Source organism: Streptomyces sp. NPDC051740, from assembly GCF_044453165.1.
GTDB lineage: Bacteria > Actinomycetota > Actinomycetes > Streptomycetales > Streptomycetaceae > Streptomyces > Streptomyces atrovirens.
Genome location: NZ_JBITCL010000013.1, coordinates 126,308 through 143,176, shown reverse-complemented (window position 1 = coordinate 143,176; position 16,869 = coordinate 126,308). Strand labels below are relative to the sequence as shown.

Below are 16,869 nucleotides of genomic sequence, written 5' to 3'. Positions count from 1 at the left end.
GATCAATGTCGCCAGGTCATGACCCTCATGCTAGACCGGTCGTGAGGGGTTCCGCCCGGTGTTTCCCCGGCCGGCGCTCACCGCTCCCGGGCGGGGAACCGGGGCGGCAGCACGACGTCGCCGCTGCGCTTGAGGCGTTGCCAGGGCAGCCGGTACCCGTTGACCGCGGTGAGGCAGGCCTGGACGAGCACCAGGTACATGAGCTGGCGGTAGACGATCTGCTGCAGCGGGAGCGTCCACAGCGGCCGGAGGCTCTCACCGTCGAGGCGGAAGGCGTAGGCCGCGCAGACGGTCTGCACGGCCAGCACGCCGGTCCACGCCAGCATCGTGAGGAGCGGGTCCCCGAAGACCAGGCCGTAGACGGTCAGCAGGTCGATCAGCGGGGCGAGGAGCGGGGTGAGGATCTGGAAGACGGCCAGCAGGGGCAGCCCGAGGCGGCCGAAGTGGCCCGCGTGGCCGCGCTCGACCAGCGCGTGCCGGTGCTTCCACGTGGCCTGCATGGTGCCGTAGCTCCAGCGGTAGCGCTGGCGCCACAGTTGCCGCAGTGTGGCCGGCGCCTCGGTCCAGGCGAGCGCGTCCTCGGTGTAGCGGATCTCCCACCCGGCCCGGTGCAGGGCCATGGTGATGTCGGTGTCCTCGGCGAGGGTGTCGCCGCTCATCATCCCGGCGTCCCGCAGGGCCGTGACGCGGAAGGCCCCGACGGCACCGGGGACGGTCGGCATGCAGCGCAGCAGGTCGTACATGCGGCGGTCCAGGTTGAAGCCCATCACGTACTCGATGTGCTGCCAACGACCCAGCAGGCCCCGGCGGTTGCCCACCTTGGCGTTGCCGGCGGTGGCGCCGACGGCCGGGTCGGCGAACGGCTGGACGAGGCGGTGGACGGTCGAGGGGGCGAAGACCGTGTCGGCGTCGAGCATGACGACGAGGTCGTGGGAGGCCCGCCGGACGCCGGCGTCGAGGGCCGACGCCTTGCCGCCGTTCGGCCGGCGGAGCACCGTGGTATCCGGGAGGCCGAGCGACTCGGCGACGTCGGCGGTGCCGTCGTCGGAACCGTCGTCCACGACGATGACCTCCACGGGGTGATCGCTCACGACGAGCGAGCGGAGCGTCTTGGCGATGCACGGTCTCTCGTTGTACGCGGGGACGACGACGCTGACGGGCCGGGTGACGGGCCGGCCGGCGCCGGGGGGCGGACGCCGGTGGACGTGGTGGTGGGCGAGGACCAGCATCAGCGCGCACCGCGCGAGGACGAGCGCCCCGACGACCAGCAGCAGCACACCCACGACCGACACCACCGCGCCCGACACGGTCACGGCGGCCACGAACGCCCGGCCCTTCCACAGGGTTCCCGTGTCGACGGGGCTGGTGAGACCGTCGGTGCCGACGAGGTCGGCGATCGTGGTGAAGCGGTAACCCTGGGCCTGGAGCCGGGGGATCAGGATGTCCAGCGCCCGGACGGTCTGCGACCGGTCCCCGCCCGAGTCGTGCAGGAGGACGACCGTTCCCCGGCCCGGCACGTCCGGTGTGGCCGCGTCGGCGATCGCCCGCGCGCCCGGTCGCTGCCAGTCCCTGGTGTCCTGGTCGACGAACGCCAGCACGTAGCCCTTCTCGCCCAGGTGCCGGGCGACGGACCAGGCCGGTCCGTCCAGGGCGGTGGTGGTCGAGGAGTAGGGCATCCGCAGGAGCGAGCTGTTGACGCCCCCGGCTCCGGCGAGGGCGAGCTGGGTCAGCGCCAGCTCGCGGTCGGTCTCGCTCGCGGACAGTGTGGCCAGGTCCCGGTGGGAGAAGGTGTGCACTCCGATCTCGTGACCGGAGCGGATCAGGTCACGCAGGATCGCGGGGTGGCGCACGGCCTGCTGGCCGGTGACGAAGAAGGTGCCGGGCGTGCCGTGGCGGTCGAGGACGGCCCGGATCCGGGGTGTCCAGACGGGGTCCGGACCGTCGTCGAAGGTCAGGACCACCGTTTTGGCCGGTGCCCGGTAGGTGCGCGGGTGGTCATGGGTGGTGTCGACGACCGGGCCGCCGCCGGTGACCTCCCGGGGGGCGCCGGTGGCCGGTTTCCCGGCGCGTCCCTCCTGGTCTCCGGAGAAGCCCCGGGTCGTGTACCCCTCGACCAGGAGCACCGAGACGACGAAGGCCAGCAGGACGAGTGGGACGACGACGCGGAAGCGGTGCCGGGGCGGCAGGGGCGCTCGGATCCGTCGCGGCCCGGGTGTCGCCGGTGGGGGACGGACCGGCCGGCGGCGCATCAGGGGGTCCCGGCCACGGGCGCGTCACCGCCCGGGGCGTCGGACGGCGCCTGCGGCGGCGGCTCGGACGGACCGGGGGGCGGGGTGGGCCGGGGCGTGTCCGGCGGGGGCTCCGGGGCAGGCGGCTCGTCCGTCCCCGCGGGCGGATCGTCCGGGGGCGGCTCGGGGGCGGGTTCGCTTCCGGTGCCGGGACCGGGTGCGGACGGGTCGTCGGGGGCGGGGGCGTCGGGCTCCTGCGGTGCCGACGGAACGCCGGTCGCGGGGGGTTCGGGTTCGGCCGGGACCGGGAGCACCGGCCCACCGGGGACGAGCGGGGCCGCGGGGGTGAGGAGCGGACCGCCGGGCGGCGTGAGCAGGGGAACCAGCGGGGAGCCCGGTCCCACCGCCGTGCCGGCGTCGCCGAAGTCGCTCCGCCCCGGGTCCAGCACACCGATGGGCGGTCGGGATCCGTCGTCCGGGCCCCCTTCCCGGTCCGGCACCGACGGGGCCGTGGCCTCTCCGGGCAGGGGCGGCAGCAGGGCACCCGGTGCGAACGGGGTCGCCCCCATGAGGCTCAGTACCAGCACCATCAGGTACGCGGCCGCCAGTCCGGCAACGCCGTATCCCGTGCGCCGGAGCACCCGCGCGCGCCTGCCGGTGGAGTCGACGAACACGGGGAAGCACGTCTCAGCCGGTGAGACGGTCCGCACATGTCCGGAATCATCCTGACTCCGCATGGAGCCAGCGTACGCCGGAACGGGCCTCCCTACGCGGGCGATCCCGACGAGAACCGGCGCAGCAGCGGGGACAGCACCAGCACGGACTTCGTCCGCTCGACGAACGGCTCGCCCGCGATGCGTTCCAGGACCCGCTCGAAGTGGCGCATGTCGGAGGCGAAGACCTGGGCGACCGCGTCCGCGTCACCGGTGACGGTGGAGGCGGCCACGACCTCCTGGTAGCGCTCCAGGCCCCGCTGGATGGTCTCCGGGGAGGTGTTGCCGCGGCAGTAGATCTCGACGAACCCCTCCGTCTCCCAGCCGAGGGCGGCCGGGTCCACCCGTACGGTGAATCCGGTGATGGCCCCGGTGGCGCGCAGCCGGTCCACGCGCCGTTTCACGGCGGGCGCGGACAGGCCGACGAGCTGGCCGATGTCCGCGTAGGAGCGGCGGGCGTCCTCGGCGAGGGCGTGCACGATGCGTTCGTCGAGATCGTTCAGCACTGCGGGTGGTTCACTTCGCTTCTGGTGTGGCGGGGGCGGCGAGCCGGGAGCGGCGGTGGCCGTACAGGAAGTAGAACACGAGCCCGGCGGCCATCCAGACACCGAAGACCACCCAGGTGACGGCGGACAGGCTGCCCATCATCCACAGGCAGAACGCGAAGCCGACGGCGGGCAGCACCGGCGACAGCGGCACCCGGAAGGTGCGGGGCATGTCGGGGCGGGTCCGGCGGAGCACCACGACGGCGACGTTGACCAGCGCGAAGGCGAACAGGGTGCCGATGCTGGTGGCGTCGGCGAGCTGGCCGAGCGGGATGGCGGCGGCCAGTACGCCGCAGAAGAGGGAGACGATCAGGGTGTTGGTGCGGGGCGTGCCGGTCTTCGGGCTGACCTTGCCGAACGCCTTGGGCACCAGTCCGTCCCGGGCCATGGCGAACAGGATGCGGGTCTGGCCGTAGAGCACGGTCAGGACGACGCTGGCGATGGCGATGACGGCGCAGAACGCCAGCAGGGTGCCCCAGAAGCCCTGGCCGGTGACCTCGCGCATGATCTGGGCGAGCGTGGCCTCGGAGTCGGTGAACTGCCGCCAGGGCTTGGCGCCCACGGCGACGGCGGCGACCAGGACGTACAGCGCGGTGATGATGGCGAGCGACAGCAGGATCGCGCGGGGCAGGTCGCGCTGGGCGTTCTTCGCCTCCTCACCGGCGGTGGAGGCGGCGTCGAAGCCGATGTACGAGAAGAAGAGCGTCGCCCCGGCGGCGCTGACGCCGGCCATGCCGAGCGGCATGAAGTTCTCGTAGTTGCCGGAGCGGAAGCCCTGGACGCCGATGGCGCAGAACAGCACCAGCGCGCCGATCTTCACGACGACCATGACCGTGTTGGCGCGGGCGGACTCGCGGGCGCCGCCCATCAGGAACGCCATGGCGAGCAGGACGACGATCAGCGCGGGCAGGTTGAAGACGCCGCCGTCGCCGGGCGGGGCGGAGAGCGCGGCCGGGATGGTGACGCCGATGGTGCCGTCGAGGAGCTCGTTGAGGTACTCGCCCCAGCCGACGGCGACGGCGGCGACCGAGACGCCGTACTCCAGCATCAGGCACCAGCCGCAGACCCAGGCGATCAGCTCGCCCATCGTTGCGTACGCATACGAGTAGGAGGAGCCGGAGACCGGGATGGCGCCCGCCAGTTCGGCGTAGGAGAGGGCGGAGAAGAGGGCCGTCAGACCGGCTATGACGAAGGACAGCGTGACGGCCGGGCCGGCCTTGGGAACGGCCTCGCCGAGGACGACGAAGATGCCGGTGCCGAGGGTGGCGCCGATGCTGATCATGGTCAGCTGCCACAGTCCGAGGGACCGCCGCAGGGAGCCGCCCTCACCCTGGCCACCCTCAGCGACCAGGCGTTCCACGGGCTTGCGGCGCATCAGGCGCGCACCGAGGCCCGGGGACGGCGGGGCTGCGGGGCGGCCGTTGTGCGGGGGTGCGCCTTGGTCGAGCACGCGCTGACTCCTTCGTCGCTGCCGGTCTTCCGCGGCAGGGGACCGACGGCGTCCCACGACAGCCGGGACCCGTCGAGCGGGGTCCCCGCCACACACGTACAGCGCGTAACCCTACGAGGTTCTTCGTTGCTCCTGAAATGCAGCAACCTTGCGCACCGCCGCAAGATCATTGCGTTACCGGCGGGGACGCGGGTGTTCGTTGCGCGGGGGCTTTCGACCGTTGCGCGCCGGCCCCCGTCGATCCCGGGGCGGGGTCGACGGGGGCCGGGCGGGGGTGAGGGGCCGTCAGCTCCAGCTGGCGTGCAGCGGCTTGCCCTCGGCGTAGCCGGCGGCGCTCTGGACGCCGACGACGGCCTTCTCGGCGAACTCCTCGAGCGATCCGGCCCCGGCGTAGGTGCAGGAGGAGCGGACGCCCGCGATGATCGAGTCGATCAGGTCCTCGACCCCGGGCCGGGTGGGGTCGAGGAACATGCGGGAGGTGGAGATGCCCTCCTCGAACAGCGCCTTGCGGGCGCGGTCGTACGCCGACTCCTCGGAGGTGCGGTTGCGCACGGCACGCGCGGAGGCCATGCCGAAGGACTCCTTGTAGGGGCGGCCGTTCGCGTCGTGCTGGAGGTCGCCCGGGGACTCGTAGGTCCCGGCGAACCAGGAGCCGATCATCACGTTGGACGCGCCGGCGGCGAGCGCCATCGCCACGTCGCGCGGGTGGCGGACACCGCCGTCGGCCCACACGTGCTTGCCGTACTTCCTCGCCTCGGCGGCGCACTCCAGGACGGCGGAGAACTGCGGCCGGCCGACGCCGGTCATCATGCGGGTGGTGCACATGGCGCCGGGGCCCACACCGACCTTGACGATGTCGGCGCCGGCCTCGATCAGGTCGCGGACGCCCGCGGCGGCGACGACGTTGCCGGCGACGACCGGCACCCGCGGGTCGAGGTCGCGGACCAGCTTCAGGGCGCCGATCATCGACTCCTGGTGCCCGTGCGCGGTGTCGATGACGAGCGCGTCGACGCCGGCGTCCAGCAGCTGCCGGGCCTTGCCGGCCACGTCGCCGTTGATGCCGACGGCGGCGGCTATGCGGAGCCTGCCCCGCGCGTCGGTGGCCGGGGTGTACAGGGTGGCGCGCAGGGCGCCCTTGCGGGTCAGGATGCCCGCCAGACGGCCGTCCCGGTCCACGGCGGGCGCGTAGCGGCGGTTGGCGGCGTCGAGGGTGTGGAAGGCCTCGCGCGGGTCCGTGTCCGCGTCGATGAGGATCAGGTCCTTGGACATGACCTCTTCGAGCTGGGTGAAGCGGTCCACACCGGACAGGTCGGTGTCGGTGACCACGCCGACCGGCCGGTGCCCGTCGTCGACGACGACGCCCGCGTTGTGCGCGCGCTTGGGCAGCAGGGAGAGCGCGTCGGCGACGGTCTGGTGCGGGGCCAGCACGATCGGGGTGTCCAGGACGTGGTGGCGGCCCTTGACCCAGGAGACGACCTCGGTGACGACCTCGATCGGGATGTCCTGCGGGATGACGACGAGTCCCCCGCGCCGGGCCACCGTCTCGGCCATGCGGCGGCCGGCGATGGCGGTCATGTTCGCGACGACCAGCGGGATGGTGGTGCCGGTGCCGTCCGGCGAGCTGAGGTCCACGCCCTGCCGCGAGCCGACCGCGGAGCGGCTGGGCACCATGAAGACGTCGTCGTACGTCAGGTCGTACGCGGGCTGGATGTCGTTGAGGAAACGCACGTGCTGCACATCCCAGTCGATCAGAGGTGGCCCCCGGACAGGTCAGCCAGGGGGAAGAGCACGTACTTCATTGTCCCATGACGACCGGAACGCCCGCTCCGGGCGGATCATCCAGGCTGGTCAGAGCCCTGCTCGGAGAATCCTCCAAGGGGCGGGGTCACGGTGGGCGACGGCGCCCCGGGCGGTGGCCCGGCGCCGCCGCGTACGACGACCGGCAGCCCGCGCTCCACGGCGTCCTCGGGCCGGACGGTGTGGCCGGGGAGGGAGCCGGCGAGGCGTCCCCGTCGCGGCCGAACCGGTCGGACGGGTCCGGGGCCCGGGCGCGGCGGCCCATCAGGCCCGCCTCGCCGGTGACCCCGTCGAGGGCCGGCGCGACCACGAGCCGGCCGGTCAGGCCGTACGTCACCTCAGTAGGCGGTGGCCGGGAGGCGGAGGAGCGGGGCCTGTCGCGGCACCATGCGGCCGGTACTGCCGGACTCGCCCCCGCCTCACCCGCCGTCAGGGGCCGTCCGGGTCCGCGCGGTTGAGGGCGGACCGCGGGGTGGTCCCCGCCGTCATCAGGTAGTCCGCGGCCGACGTGTCCGTCACCAGGCTGGTGACGAGACCGGAGCGCAGTACGGCGTCGATCGCGGGCCCCTTGCGCTGTCCGCCCGCGATCGCGACGACCTCGGGCACCCGGCGCAGCTGGTCGGTCTTGACCGTGATGCACCGCTCCCCCAGGTCCCGGCCGACCCGGCGCCCCTCCGCGTCGAAGAGGTGCGCGGACATCTCCGCGGCGACCCCGAGGGAGGCGTAGTGCGCCCGCTCCTCGTCGCTGAGCATGTCGTGCACCGTGGAGATGCCCGGCTCCCAGGAACCGATGGAGACGCAGGCGACGGTGACCTTGTCGAAGTACTCGAAGGCCCGCGCGATCCCGGTCTGGTGGCGCAGCGCCTGAGCGGTGGCCTCGTCCGGCAGCAGCATCGGCGCGTAGATGGGGTGGGCGTCGCCGCCCGACACCTGCGCGGCGCGCCGCACGGCCTCCACCGAGCCGCGCTCGGCGGTCCCGGCGTCGTACACGCCCGTGAGCTGCACGACCGTACAGGGCGGCAGCCGGTCCAGGGCCGCCGCCATGTGGATGGTGGACCGGCCCCAGGCCAGACCCAGCACATCCCCTTCGTTGACCAGCTCGCCGAGCAGGTCGGCGGCCACCTCTCCCAGGTTCTCGGGGTCGGGTGTCTCCTCGGCCTCGGCCGGGGACTCGACCACGACGGCGTGCCTCAGGCCGTACCGGGCGCGGAGCGCGTCGGAGCGCTCGGCGTCCAGCTCGGCCGGCACGCGGATCTCGATCCGTACGAGATCCCGTTCGAGGGCGGTCTCCAGGACCCGGGCCACCTTGAAGCGGCTGACGCCGAACTCCTCGGCGATCTGGATCTTGGATTTGCCCTCGAGGTAGAAGCGGCGGGCCATGGCCGCCGCCTGCACCAGCTCAGCGGGTCCCATCCGCATGGCTGACCGGCCCGCCGACATACCCGACACGGCGATCTCCTCACTGCTGTTCACACTCTGGATTCGCCGTTCATCCTTGCAGATCCGGCGCGGTCGATCAGCCCTCCCGGGCGCCGTTCATGTTTCTGACGCTCAGTGGTCGCATGCCCACGACGCCTTGGCCGTCGCGGCCTCCGCCCGGTTGCGCAGTGCACGTACCGCCTCGGCCGGGTCCGCCGCCCCGTACACGGCGGAACCGGCGACGAAGACATCGGCGCCGGCGTCGGCGCACCGTTCGATGGTGGACGCCGAGACCCCGCCGTCGACCTGGAGCCAGAGCTCCAGACCGTGCTTGCTGATCAACTCGCGGGTGCGGCGAATCTTCGGAAGCATGATGTCGAGAAAGGCCTGGCCCCCGAAACCCGGCTCGACCGTCATGATCAGCAGCATGTCGAGTTCGGGGAGCAGGTCTTCGTACGGCTCGATGGGGGTCGCCGGCCTCAGTGCCATGGAGGCGCGGGCGCCCTTGGCGCGGATCTCCCGGGCGAGCCGCACGGGCGCGGTGGCCGCCTCGACGTGGAAGGTGACCGAACCGGCCCCCGCCTCCACGTACTGGGGCGCCCACCGATCGGGGGCCTCGATCATCAGATGGCAGTCCAGCGGAGTGTCCGTCGCACGGGCGAGCGACTCCACGACCGGCACACCGAGTGTGAGGTTCGGGACGAAATGGTTGTCCATGACGTCGACGTGGAGCCAGTCGGCTCCTTCCACCGCTTTCGCCTCGTCCGCGAGGCGGGCGAAGTCGGCGGACAGGATACTGGGGGCGATCTGCGGGGCCATGCACCAAGACTGCCATGCCCTCCGGGGGGTGCGTGCACGGGTCCCGCGCGCGGCCGGTGGTACGTGGGCCGCGGGCCGGCCGCGGCCCTCCGCGGCCATCCGGGGGAGCCGCGCGCCGCCGCCCCGCGCCGCCGGCCGGTGTTGCCGCGGAGGCGGCCATGACGGCCGGCCGAGGTGTGGCGCGGCTGGTGTGCGGACGGCGGTCCAAGTGGCTGGTCCTGGCGCTGTGGCTGGTGGTCCTCTTCCTGATGGCGCCGTTCGCGCAGAAGCTCACCGGCGCCCAGGACAATGACGCCGCGTCCTGGCTTCCGGGCTCCGCCGAGTCGACCCGGGTCCTGGAGATCTCCAGGGACTTCCGGCCCGAACAGATCCCGGCGGTCGTGATCTACGCCCGCGACGGCGGCCTGACCGCCGGGGACCGGGCGCAGATCGCCGAGGACGTCCGGCGGCTGAGGCAACTGGACGACCACGGCATCCGGGGCGCGGAGACCCAGGGTCCGGTGTTCGACCGCGAACCCGATCCGCGGGCGGCCCAGGTGTTCGTCCCGGTCACGATGGACGAGAAGGGCTGGGAGCGCATCTCACCGGCGGTCGGCGACATCCGGGACGAGGTCGGCACGGGCGGCGGCGGACTGTCCGTGCACATCACGGGCCCGGGCGGCACCTCCGCGGACTTCGCCGAGGTGTTCGAGGGCATCGACTCCACGCTGCTGTTCGCCGCCATGGGCGTGGTCGTCGTGATGCTGCTCATCACCTACCGCAGCCCGACCCTGATCCTGGTGCCGGTGCTCAGCGTGATCGCGGCCCTGTTCACCGCCCAGGCGCTGATCTACTTCCTGGCCGAGTACGGCGGCCTGACCGTCAACGGCCAGAGCGCGGGCATCCTGACCGTGCTGGTCTTCGGCGCGGGCACGGACTACGCCCTGCTGCTGGTCGCCCGCTACCGGGAGGAGCTGCGCCGGCACGAGGACCGGCACGAGGCGATGGCGCTGGCGCTGCACCGCGCGGGCCCGGCCGTGGTCGCCTCCGGTGCGACGGTCGTCCTGAGCATGCTGGTGCTGCTGGCCGCCGAGATGAACTCCACCAGCGGCCTCGGCCCGGTGGCGGCGATCGGCGTCGCGGTCGCTCTGCTGGCCATGCTGACGCTGTTCCCGGCCCTGCTGGTGGTCTTCGGCCGGTGGATCTTCTGGCCGGTGATCCCGCGCTTCGGCGCGCCCGACCCCACCGAGCACGGCGTCTGGGCGCGCACGGGGCGGCGGATCGCCCGCGCGCCGCGGATGGTCTGGGGCGTCACCGCCGCGGTGCTGGCGATCTGCTCCCTGGGGCTGGCGCAGATGCGCGCCGAAGGCATCAGCAACGCGGAGGCCTTCACCGACAAGCCGGACTCGATCGTCGGCCAGGAGCTGTCCGCGCGCTACTTCCCGGCGGGCAGCGGCGATCCGCTCGTCGTCGTCAGCGACCGCGCGCGGGCCGAGGAGGTGGGCCGCACGGTCGCCGGGACCGAGGGCGTCGTCCCCGCCTCACTGCGTCTGCCCCCGGGATCCGCGCCGGAGGCCGACGGCCGGGTCCTGTTCGAGGCGACCCTCACCGACCCGGCGGACAGCGAGGCCGCGAAGCAGACCGTGGAGCGGGTGCGCGACGCCGTGCACGCGGTGCCGGACGCCGACGCCATGGTCGGCGGCGGGTCCGCGGCCCTGCTCGACATGGACCGGGCGACCAGACACGACAACCTGCTGATCATCCCGCTGGTGCTGCTGGTCGTGACGCTGATCCTGTGCGCCCTGCTACGGGCTCTGGTCGCGCCGCTGCTGCTGATCGCGACGGTGATCCTGTCCTTCGCGGCGGCGCTCGGCCTCAGCGCGCTCGCCTTCCGGCACCTCTTCGACTACGCGGGCGAGACCACCGACTTCCCGCTGTTCGTCTTCGTCTTCCTGGTGGCCCTGGGCATCGACTACAACATCTTCCTCACCACACGGATCCGCGAGGAGGCGGTCCGCCGGGGCACCCGGCCCGGCGTCGTCACCGGCCTCGCCACCACCGGCGCGGTCATCACCTCGGCCGGCCTGGTGCTGGCCGGAACCTTCGCCGCCCTGGGCACGCTGCCCAGCGTCGCCTTCGCCGAGATCGGCTTCGCGGTGGCCCTGGGCATCCTGCTGGACACGTTCGTGGTCCGGTCGGTGCTGGTGACGTCCCTCTTCCTGGACATCGGCGCCAAGGTCTGGTGGCCGCACCGGCTGGCCCGCGGGGACGGCGGCGAGGTCAGGGAGCCCGGGGAGAGCGTCAGCCGGTCCGGCGGATGAGGGCCAGGTACATCGCGTCGGTGCCGTGCAGGTGCGGCCACAGCTGCACGTCGGGGCCGTCGCCCAGATCCGGTACGCCGGGCAGCAGCGGCCGGGCGTCGATCAGTTCGGTGTCCGGGAACTGCTTGAGGAGGTCACCGACCACGGCCCGGGTCTCCGCCAGGTGCGGGGAGCAGGTGGCGTAGCCGACGACACCGCCGACCCGTACGGACTCCAGGGCGGTGCGCAGCAGCCCGCGCTGGAGGGGGGCGAAGCCGTCCAGGTCCTCCGGGCGTCGCCGCCAGCGCGCCTCGGGACGGCGGCGCAGGGCGCCGAGGCCGGTGCACGGCACGTCGACCAGCACCCGGTCGAAGCTGCCGGGCCGCCACGGCGGGCGCGTCCCGTCGGCGGCGACGACCTGGTACGGCCCCGGGTTCCCGGCGAGCGCCTTCGCCACCAGGCCGGCCCGGTGCGGCTGCTTCTCGGAGGCCAGCAGCACGGCGCCCCGCTCGGCGGCGAGCGCGCCGAGCAGCGCGGCCTTCCCGCCCGGTCCGGCGCACCCGTCCAGCCACATCCGGTCGGGGCCCTCGACGGGCGCGCCGGCGAGCGCGAGCGCGACGAGCTGGCTGCCCTCGTCCTGCACGCCGGCCCGGCCCTCGGCGACCGCCGTGATGGCGCCCGGCTCCCCGCCCTCGGTGAGCCGCACCGCGTACGGCGACCAGCGGCCGGCGACGGCGGCCTCCTCGTCGAGCAGTTCGGTGGTGGTCGCCCGTCCGGGACGGGCGACCAGGGTCACCTCGGGCCGCTCGTTGTCGGCCCGCAGCAGCTCCTCCACGCCGGCCCGGCCGCCGCCGAGGGAGTCCCACAGCGCGGAGACGACCCAGCGGGGGTGCGAGTGCACGACGGCGAGGTGGTCCTCGGGGTCCTCGTCGTAGGGCGGTGCGACCCGCTCCAGCCAGCCGTCGAGGTCGTCCTGCGCGATCTTGCGCAGCACGGCGTTGACGAACTTGGCGCGGCCGTCGCCGAGCACCACCCGGGCCAGTTCGACCGTGGCGGACACCGCGGCGTGCGTCGGGATGCGCGTGCCCAGCAGCTGGTGCGCGCCGAGGTTCAGCACGTCCAGCACCGGCGGGTCCACCTCGCGCAGCGGCCGGTCGACACAGGCGGCGACGACCGCGTCGTACGTCCCCTGGCGGCGCAGTGTGCCGTACACCAGCTCGGTGGCCAGCGCCGCGTCGCGCGCGTCGAAGTCGCCGTTCTCGCGCGCCTTGCGCAGCAGCGGGGGCAGGACGAGGTTGGCGTACGCGTCCCGCTCGTCGACGGCCCGCAGGGCCTCGAAGGCGAGGATGCGGACGGGGTCCTTCTTGGGCCGGCGGTAGGGCTTGGCGGGCCTGCGGGGCCGACGGGGCTGGTCGCTCACGAAAAAGGTGCTCCGGATGTGGGGTGGGGTGCGCGGTCCAGCCTACGTCGTGGAGGCACGGGCGGCGTCAGGCGCCGACGGTCTCCCCGGCGGCGATCCGCACCCCGCGCGCCCAGTCCGCCGCCCGCATCGGCTTCTTGCCCTGGGGCTGCACCCACAGCAGCTCCACGGCGTACGAACCGGTGCCCACGTGCACGTTGTTCTTGCCGGCGGACAGCTGCCCGGGCGCGAGGTCGGTCAGCGCCGGTACGGGGGCGGCCTGGACGATCTTCAGCCGCTCGCCCCGGAAGGTGGTCCAGGCGCCGGGGGCGGGGGTGCAGCCGCGCACCACGCGGTCGACGCGCAGCGCCGGGGTGTTCCAGTCGACGTGGGCGTCCTCGACGGTGACCTTGGGGGCGAGGCTGACGCCGTCGGCGGGCTGCGGTACGGCCTTCAGGTTGCCGTCCTCGATGCCGTCCATGGTGGCGGCGAGCAGCCCGGCGCCGGCGAAGGCGAGCCGGGTGAGCAGGTCGCCGCTGGTGTCGGTGGGGCGGATCTCCTCGGTGACGGTGCCGTAGACGGGCCCGGAGTCGAGGCCCTCCTCGATGAGGAAGGTGGCGGCGCCGGTGATCTCGTCGCCGGCCATGATGGCGTGCTGCACGGGTGCGGCGCCGCGCCAGGCGGGCAGCAGCGAGAAGTGCAGGTTGACCCAGCCCCGGGCGGGGATGTCGAGGGCGGCCCTGGGCAGGAGAGCGCCGTAGGCGACGACGGGGCAGCAGTCCGGCGCGATCTCCTCGAGCCGCTCCAGGAACTCGGGGTCCCGGGGCTTCACCGGCTTCAGCACCTCGATCCCGGCCTCCTCCGCCCGCTCGGCGACGGGGGAGGCGACGAGCCTGCGCCCCCGCCCGGCGGGCGCGTCGGGCCGCGTGACGACGGCGGCCACCTCGTGCCGCCCGGAGGCGAGAAGAGCGTCCAGTGCGGGAACGGCGACCTCGGGGGTACCGGCGAAGACGAGCTTCATGGGGTGCTTGGGGCCTCTCGGGCGGGAACGGACACGGCGGCGCACCAGTCTATGGGGCGGCGTCGAAAGCACCTGTGTGGGGCGAGCCGCCGACGGCGGCGAACCCCCACGGCGGACGTCCACCTCCCGCCCGGCCGGAAACGGGTGGTGCGCGGGCGGGAGGAATCCGCCCGGCCGAAGACCGGGGCGCACCCCGCGCGGGGGCGTACGCATATGCCGCCACGCCCCCACCCCGTGACCCGCGGAGCGCTCCCGCGTTGGTCAGCGAAGAGTTGACCACGGGCCCCGACACGGGCTCGATTCCTTTCACGCCGGTTCGAGAGGCTTGTTCATGGCCGACCACGCAACCCACGACGCCCAGGCTCGGGCCAGCCTGCACTTGCTGGTGCGGGACATCGAGCGGGTCCGCCGGCAGGTGGACGCGTTGCGCACGCTCACCGCCCAGCTGGGCAACGTCTACCGCCCGCGCCGCTCCGGGCCCTCCACGGGCTTCGTCGTCTACGGACGCGCCCCCGCCCCCACGGTCCGTCTCGCCCAGGAGCTGCGGGACAGTGTCGAGACCCTGGTCACGGCGGCCGTGGACTTCGACCGTTCCCTGGGCTTCTCGTGGGACGCCGTGGGCTCGGCGCTCGGGGTCACCAAGCAGGCGGTCCACCGCCGCTACGGCGCCCGCCGTGCCGCCGCCCAGGCGTCCGGCGAGGCCGCCGCGGAGGCGCCGGGCACGCGCACGGTGAACGCGGTCGCCGGCGTCACCACGGTGCCGACGGTCCCCGCCCCCGCGGCCCACTCCATGCCGACCCAGCCCACGGCCGGCAGTCCGTCCTTCCGCGACGACCCGCGCCCGACGGCCTTACCCTCCCCCCGCAACGGCTGAGCCCCCGCTCGCCGCACCGCACCCCGCCCTCCCGGACGCACCGCCCCGGGAGGGCGCGGCACGTCCCGGCGGGTTCGGCCGGTGCCCTCAGCCGATGTCCGGGGGATCGACGCGGACCCATACGGGGGTGCTCCCGCCGCGGGCCATGCGGGTCGCCTGGGCCGACTTCAGCGCGGCGGTCAGCGCGGCGCCGTTGCCGGGAGGCACCCGGACCAGTGCCCGGTCCCAGTGTTCGCCGGGGGGCGGTGCGCCCGGCCGGCGTGGGCGGCCCGCCGGGGTGACCGGCAGGGGCACCGGACCCAGGATCTCCGCCCGCGCGGGCAGCTCCACCGCGTGGAGGAACTCGGCCACCGCCTCGCCGGGCCCCGACACCGCGGCCATCCGCGACACCGGCGGGAATCCCAGTTCGCCCCGCTCGGCCAGTTCCCGTACCGCGTGCCCGACCGGGTCCCACCGGACCAGCGCCTGCACGGGCCGCAGGGTCGGCTCGGCGACCACGACCACCGTGCCGCCCTCGGACTGCGGCCGGACCAGCGCCGCCGCGCCGATCCAGCGGCGCAACGCGTCCTCCCCGGCCCGCAGATCGGGCCGGCCCAGCATGGCCCAGCCGTCCAGCAGCAGCGCCGCCGCGTATCCGCCCTCGGCCACCGGCTCCGCACCGGGGGTGCTCACCACCAGCGCGGGTGTCCCCGGCACCGTGTCCAGCACGTGCTCGCGCCCGGAGGTGCGCACCGGGACCGCGGGGAAGGCGCGGCCCAGCTCCTCGGCGGTCCGCCGGGCCCCGACCACCTGGGCCCGCAGCCGGAACCCGCCGCACTCGGGGCAGTGCCAGCCGCTCTCCTCGCGCCCGCACCACTCGCACCGCAGATCGTCGGCCCCCTGTGCCTGCAGCGGCCCGGAGCAGTGCCGGCACCGCGCGGGTGCCCGGCAGCCGGCGCACGCCATCCGCGGCACATATCCACGGCGGGGCACCTGCACGAGCACCGGCCCGTGCCGCAGCCCCTCCCTGGCGGCCTGCCAGGCGAGGCTCGGCAGCCGCGCCGCGCGGGCGGCCTCGTCACGCGCGAGGTCCCCGTCCCCCACGGTCCGTACCAGCGGCGCGGTGGCCCGCACCCGCTCCCTCCCGGCGACCAGCGGCCGGGCCCAGCCGGTCTCCACCAGCTGGGCGGCCTCCACGGTGCAGTGCCGGCTGCCCAGCAGGAAGCCGCACCTGTCCTGCGCCGCCCGCAGCAGCAGCACCTCACGGGCATGCGGCTGCGGGGCGTGCGGTTCGCTGTGGCTGTCGTCGCCGTCGTCCCAGACGGCGACCAGTCCGAGGTCCCGTACCGGCGCGAACATCGCCGCCCGCGTCCCGATGACGGCCCGTACGGAGCCCCGCCGTACGGCGAGCCACCGCGCGTACCGCTTCTCCGGCCCGGCGTCGGCGGTGAGGACCGCGTGCCGTCCCTCCCCCAGCAGTTCGGTGAGCGCCGCGTCGGCGCGGGCCACGGCCCTTCCGTCCGGCAGGACGACCAGAGCGCCGCGGCCGGAGGCCAGGGCGGCGGCGACGGCCCTGGCCAGCTCCTCGCTCCACCGCGGCCCCGGCAGCGCGTTCCACACGGCCCGTGGGGCGCCTCCCGAGGCCAGTGCCTCCAGGAAGGCGGGCCCCTGTTCGTACCGCTCCCAGGGGCCGGGTACGGGCGCCGGGGGCGGCGGCAGCGGGTCGGGCGAGGGCCGCTGCTCGGCGCGGGCGTTGCGCGGCGGCACGGCGAGCTGGAGGACGTCGGCGAGGCTGCCCGCGTACCGGTCGGCGACCGCGCGGGCGAGGCCCAGCAACTCCTCGTCCAGCACCGGTTCGGGCGAGACGACCTGCGCCAGCGCCGCCAGGGGCCCCGAGTAGTCGGACTCGGCGAGCCGCTCGACGAGGAACCCGTCGATCAGTCCGCCGCCCTCGCGCCGCCCCTCCCGCACCCGGTGCCGTCCGGCCCCGAACCGCACCCGCACCCGCACCCCCGGCTGCGCGTCGGCGTCCAGCTCCGCGGGCACGGCGTAGTCGAAGTAGCGGTCGAGGTGGAGCACACCCTTGTCGACGAGGACCCGGGCGACCGGCAGTTCCCCGGCGAGCGCGGCGCCGCGCCAGGTGCGCGGTTTGGCCCGGGGCGTCCTGGCCTTGCGCACGCTCTCCCGGATGAGCGCGAGCTGCTCGGGCGGCGCGCCCTCCGCGCCGCCGTCCGGCTGTCCGTTCTCGCTGCTCACGCCTGCATTCTTACCAAACGCCACTGACAGCGACGCCGGCCCGAGGCCGAGGCGGGTACGGATCACGCACGCCCGAGGGCGCTTCTGCCC

At 74.3% G+C, this 16,869-nt stretch carries 13 protein-coding genes; 2 read left to right on the top strand and 11 right to left on the bottom strand.

Annotated elements, in window-relative coordinates:
• Nucleotides 1-77: 77 nt before the first annotated feature.
• The 8 genes from ACIA6T_RS22520 to rpe all read right to left on the bottom strand — a co-directional run bounded on the left by ACIA6T_RS22520 (nt 78) and on the right by rpe (nt 8,971).
• Nucleotides 78-2,249: a bifunctional polysaccharide deacetylase/glycosyltransferase family 2 protein gene (locus ACIA6T_RS22520; protein WP_399448238.1), complete on the bottom strand. Its 2,172-nt coding sequence runs from the start codon at nt 2,247-2,249 to the stop codon at nt 78-80.
• Entirely contained in the window at nt 2,249-2,965 is a 717-nt protein-coding gene (locus tag ACIA6T_RS22515) for a hypothetical protein (protein WP_399448237.1), read from the bottom strand. Before ACIA6T_RS22515 ends, ACIA6T_RS22520 begins: the two co-directional genes overlap by 1 nt.
• A 29-nt stretch (nt 2,966-2,994) precedes the next feature.
• Nucleotides 2,995-3,447: an Lrp/AsnC family transcriptional regulator gene (locus tag ACIA6T_RS22510; protein WP_103545112.1), complete on the bottom strand. Its 453-nt coding sequence runs from the start codon at nt 3,445-3,447 to the stop codon at nt 2,995-2,997.
• Between the two features lie 10 nt (nt 3,448-3,457).
• A complete protein-coding gene (locus ACIA6T_RS22505) occupies nt 3,458-4,936 on the bottom strand; it encodes an amino acid permease (protein ID WP_399448236.1) in 1,479 nt (492 codons plus the stop codon).
• Nucleotides 4,937-5,221: 285 nt separating this feature from the next.
• Nucleotides 5,222-6,664, bottom strand: coding sequence for a GuaB1 family IMP dehydrogenase-related protein (locus ACIA6T_RS22500; protein WP_399448296.1), 1,443 nt, complete (start codon nt 6,662-6,664; stop codon nt 5,222-5,224).
• A gap of 157 nt (nt 6,665-6,821) precedes the next feature.
• Complete coding sequence (locus ACIA6T_RS22495; RefSeq protein WP_399448235.1) at nt 6,822-7,070, bottom strand: hypothetical protein; 249 nt, start codon at nt 7,068-7,070, stop codon at nt 6,822-6,824.
• Between the two features lie 92 nt (nt 7,071-7,162).
• A complete protein-coding gene (locus tag ACIA6T_RS22490) occupies nt 7,163-8,206 on the bottom strand; it encodes a sugar-binding transcriptional regulator (protein ID WP_399448234.1) in 1,044 nt (347 codons plus the stop codon).
• A 78-nt stretch (nt 8,207-8,284) separates the two neighbouring features.
• Nucleotides 8,285-8,971 (bottom strand): ribulose-phosphate 3-epimerase, encoded by a 687-nt coding sequence (rpe, locus tag ACIA6T_RS22485; protein WP_399448233.1) that lies wholly within the window; start codon nt 8,969-8,971, stop codon nt 8,285-8,287.
• Between the two features lie 158 nt (nt 8,972-9,129).
• Between rpe and ACIA6T_RS22480 the strand changes: the two genes are divergently transcribed.
• Nucleotides 9,130-11,271 (top strand): MMPL family transporter, encoded by a 2,142-nt coding sequence (locus ACIA6T_RS22480; protein WP_399448232.1) that lies wholly within the window; start codon nt 9,130-9,132, stop codon nt 11,269-11,271.
• Here ACIA6T_RS22480 and ACIA6T_RS22475 read toward each other — a convergent pair.
• Complete coding sequence (locus ACIA6T_RS22475) at nt 11,252-12,670, bottom strand: RsmB/NOP family class I SAM-dependent RNA methyltransferase (protein ID WP_399448231.1); 1,419 nt, start codon at nt 12,668-12,670, stop codon at nt 11,252-11,254. The two genes, ACIA6T_RS22480 and ACIA6T_RS22475, sit on opposite strands and share 20 nt — an antisense overlap.
• A 67-nt stretch (nt 12,671-12,737) precedes the next feature.
• Nucleotides 12,738-13,670 carry a methionyl-tRNA formyltransferase gene (gene fmt, locus ACIA6T_RS22470; RefSeq protein ID WP_399448230.1) on the bottom strand — a complete coding sequence of 311 codons (933 nt, stop codon included), beginning with the start codon at nt 13,668-13,670 and terminating at the stop codon, nt 12,738-12,740.
• A 331-nt stretch (nt 13,671-14,001) separates the two neighbouring features.
• Between fmt and ACIA6T_RS22465 the strand changes: the two genes are divergently transcribed.
• Nucleotides 14,002-14,544: a hypothetical protein gene (locus tag ACIA6T_RS22465; RefSeq protein ID WP_399448229.1), complete on the top strand. Its 543-nt coding sequence runs from the start codon at nt 14,002-14,004 to the stop codon at nt 14,542-14,544.
• An 87-nt stretch (nt 14,545-14,631) separates the two neighbouring features.
• On the opposite strand, the gene ACIA6T_RS22460 is transcribed toward ACIA6T_RS22465, so the two are convergent.
• Nucleotides 14,632-16,779, bottom strand: a complete 2,148-nt coding sequence (locus ACIA6T_RS22460) for a primosomal protein N' (protein WP_399448228.1) — start codon at nt 16,777-16,779, stop codon at nt 14,632-14,634.
• Between the last annotated feature and the right edge of the window lie 90 nt (nt 16,780-16,869).

Coding starts and splice junctions, on each gene's coding strand:
- ACIA6T_RS22520 (WP_399448238.1), bottom strand. CDS start 2,249: ATGCGCCGCCGGCCGGTCCGTCCCCCACCGGCGACACCCGGGCCGCGA.
- ACIA6T_RS22515 (WP_399448237.1), bottom strand. CDS start 2,965: ATGCGGAGTCAGGATGATTCCGGACATGTGCGGACCGTCTCACCGGCT.
- rpe (WP_399448233.1), bottom strand. CDS start 8,971: ATGGCCCCGCAGATCGCCCCCAGTATCCTGTCCGCCGACTTCGCCCGC.
- ACIA6T_RS22480 (WP_399448232.1), top strand. CDS start 9,130: ATGACGGCCGGCCGAGGTGTGGCGCGGCTGGTGTGCGGACGGCGGTCC.
- fmt (WP_399448230.1), bottom strand. CDS start 13,670: ATGAAGCTCGTCTTCGCCGGTACCCCCGAGGTCGCCGTTCCCGCACTG.
- ACIA6T_RS22465 (WP_399448229.1), top strand. CDS start 14,002: ATGGCCGACCACGCAACCCACGACGCCCAGGCTCGGGCCAGCCTGCAC.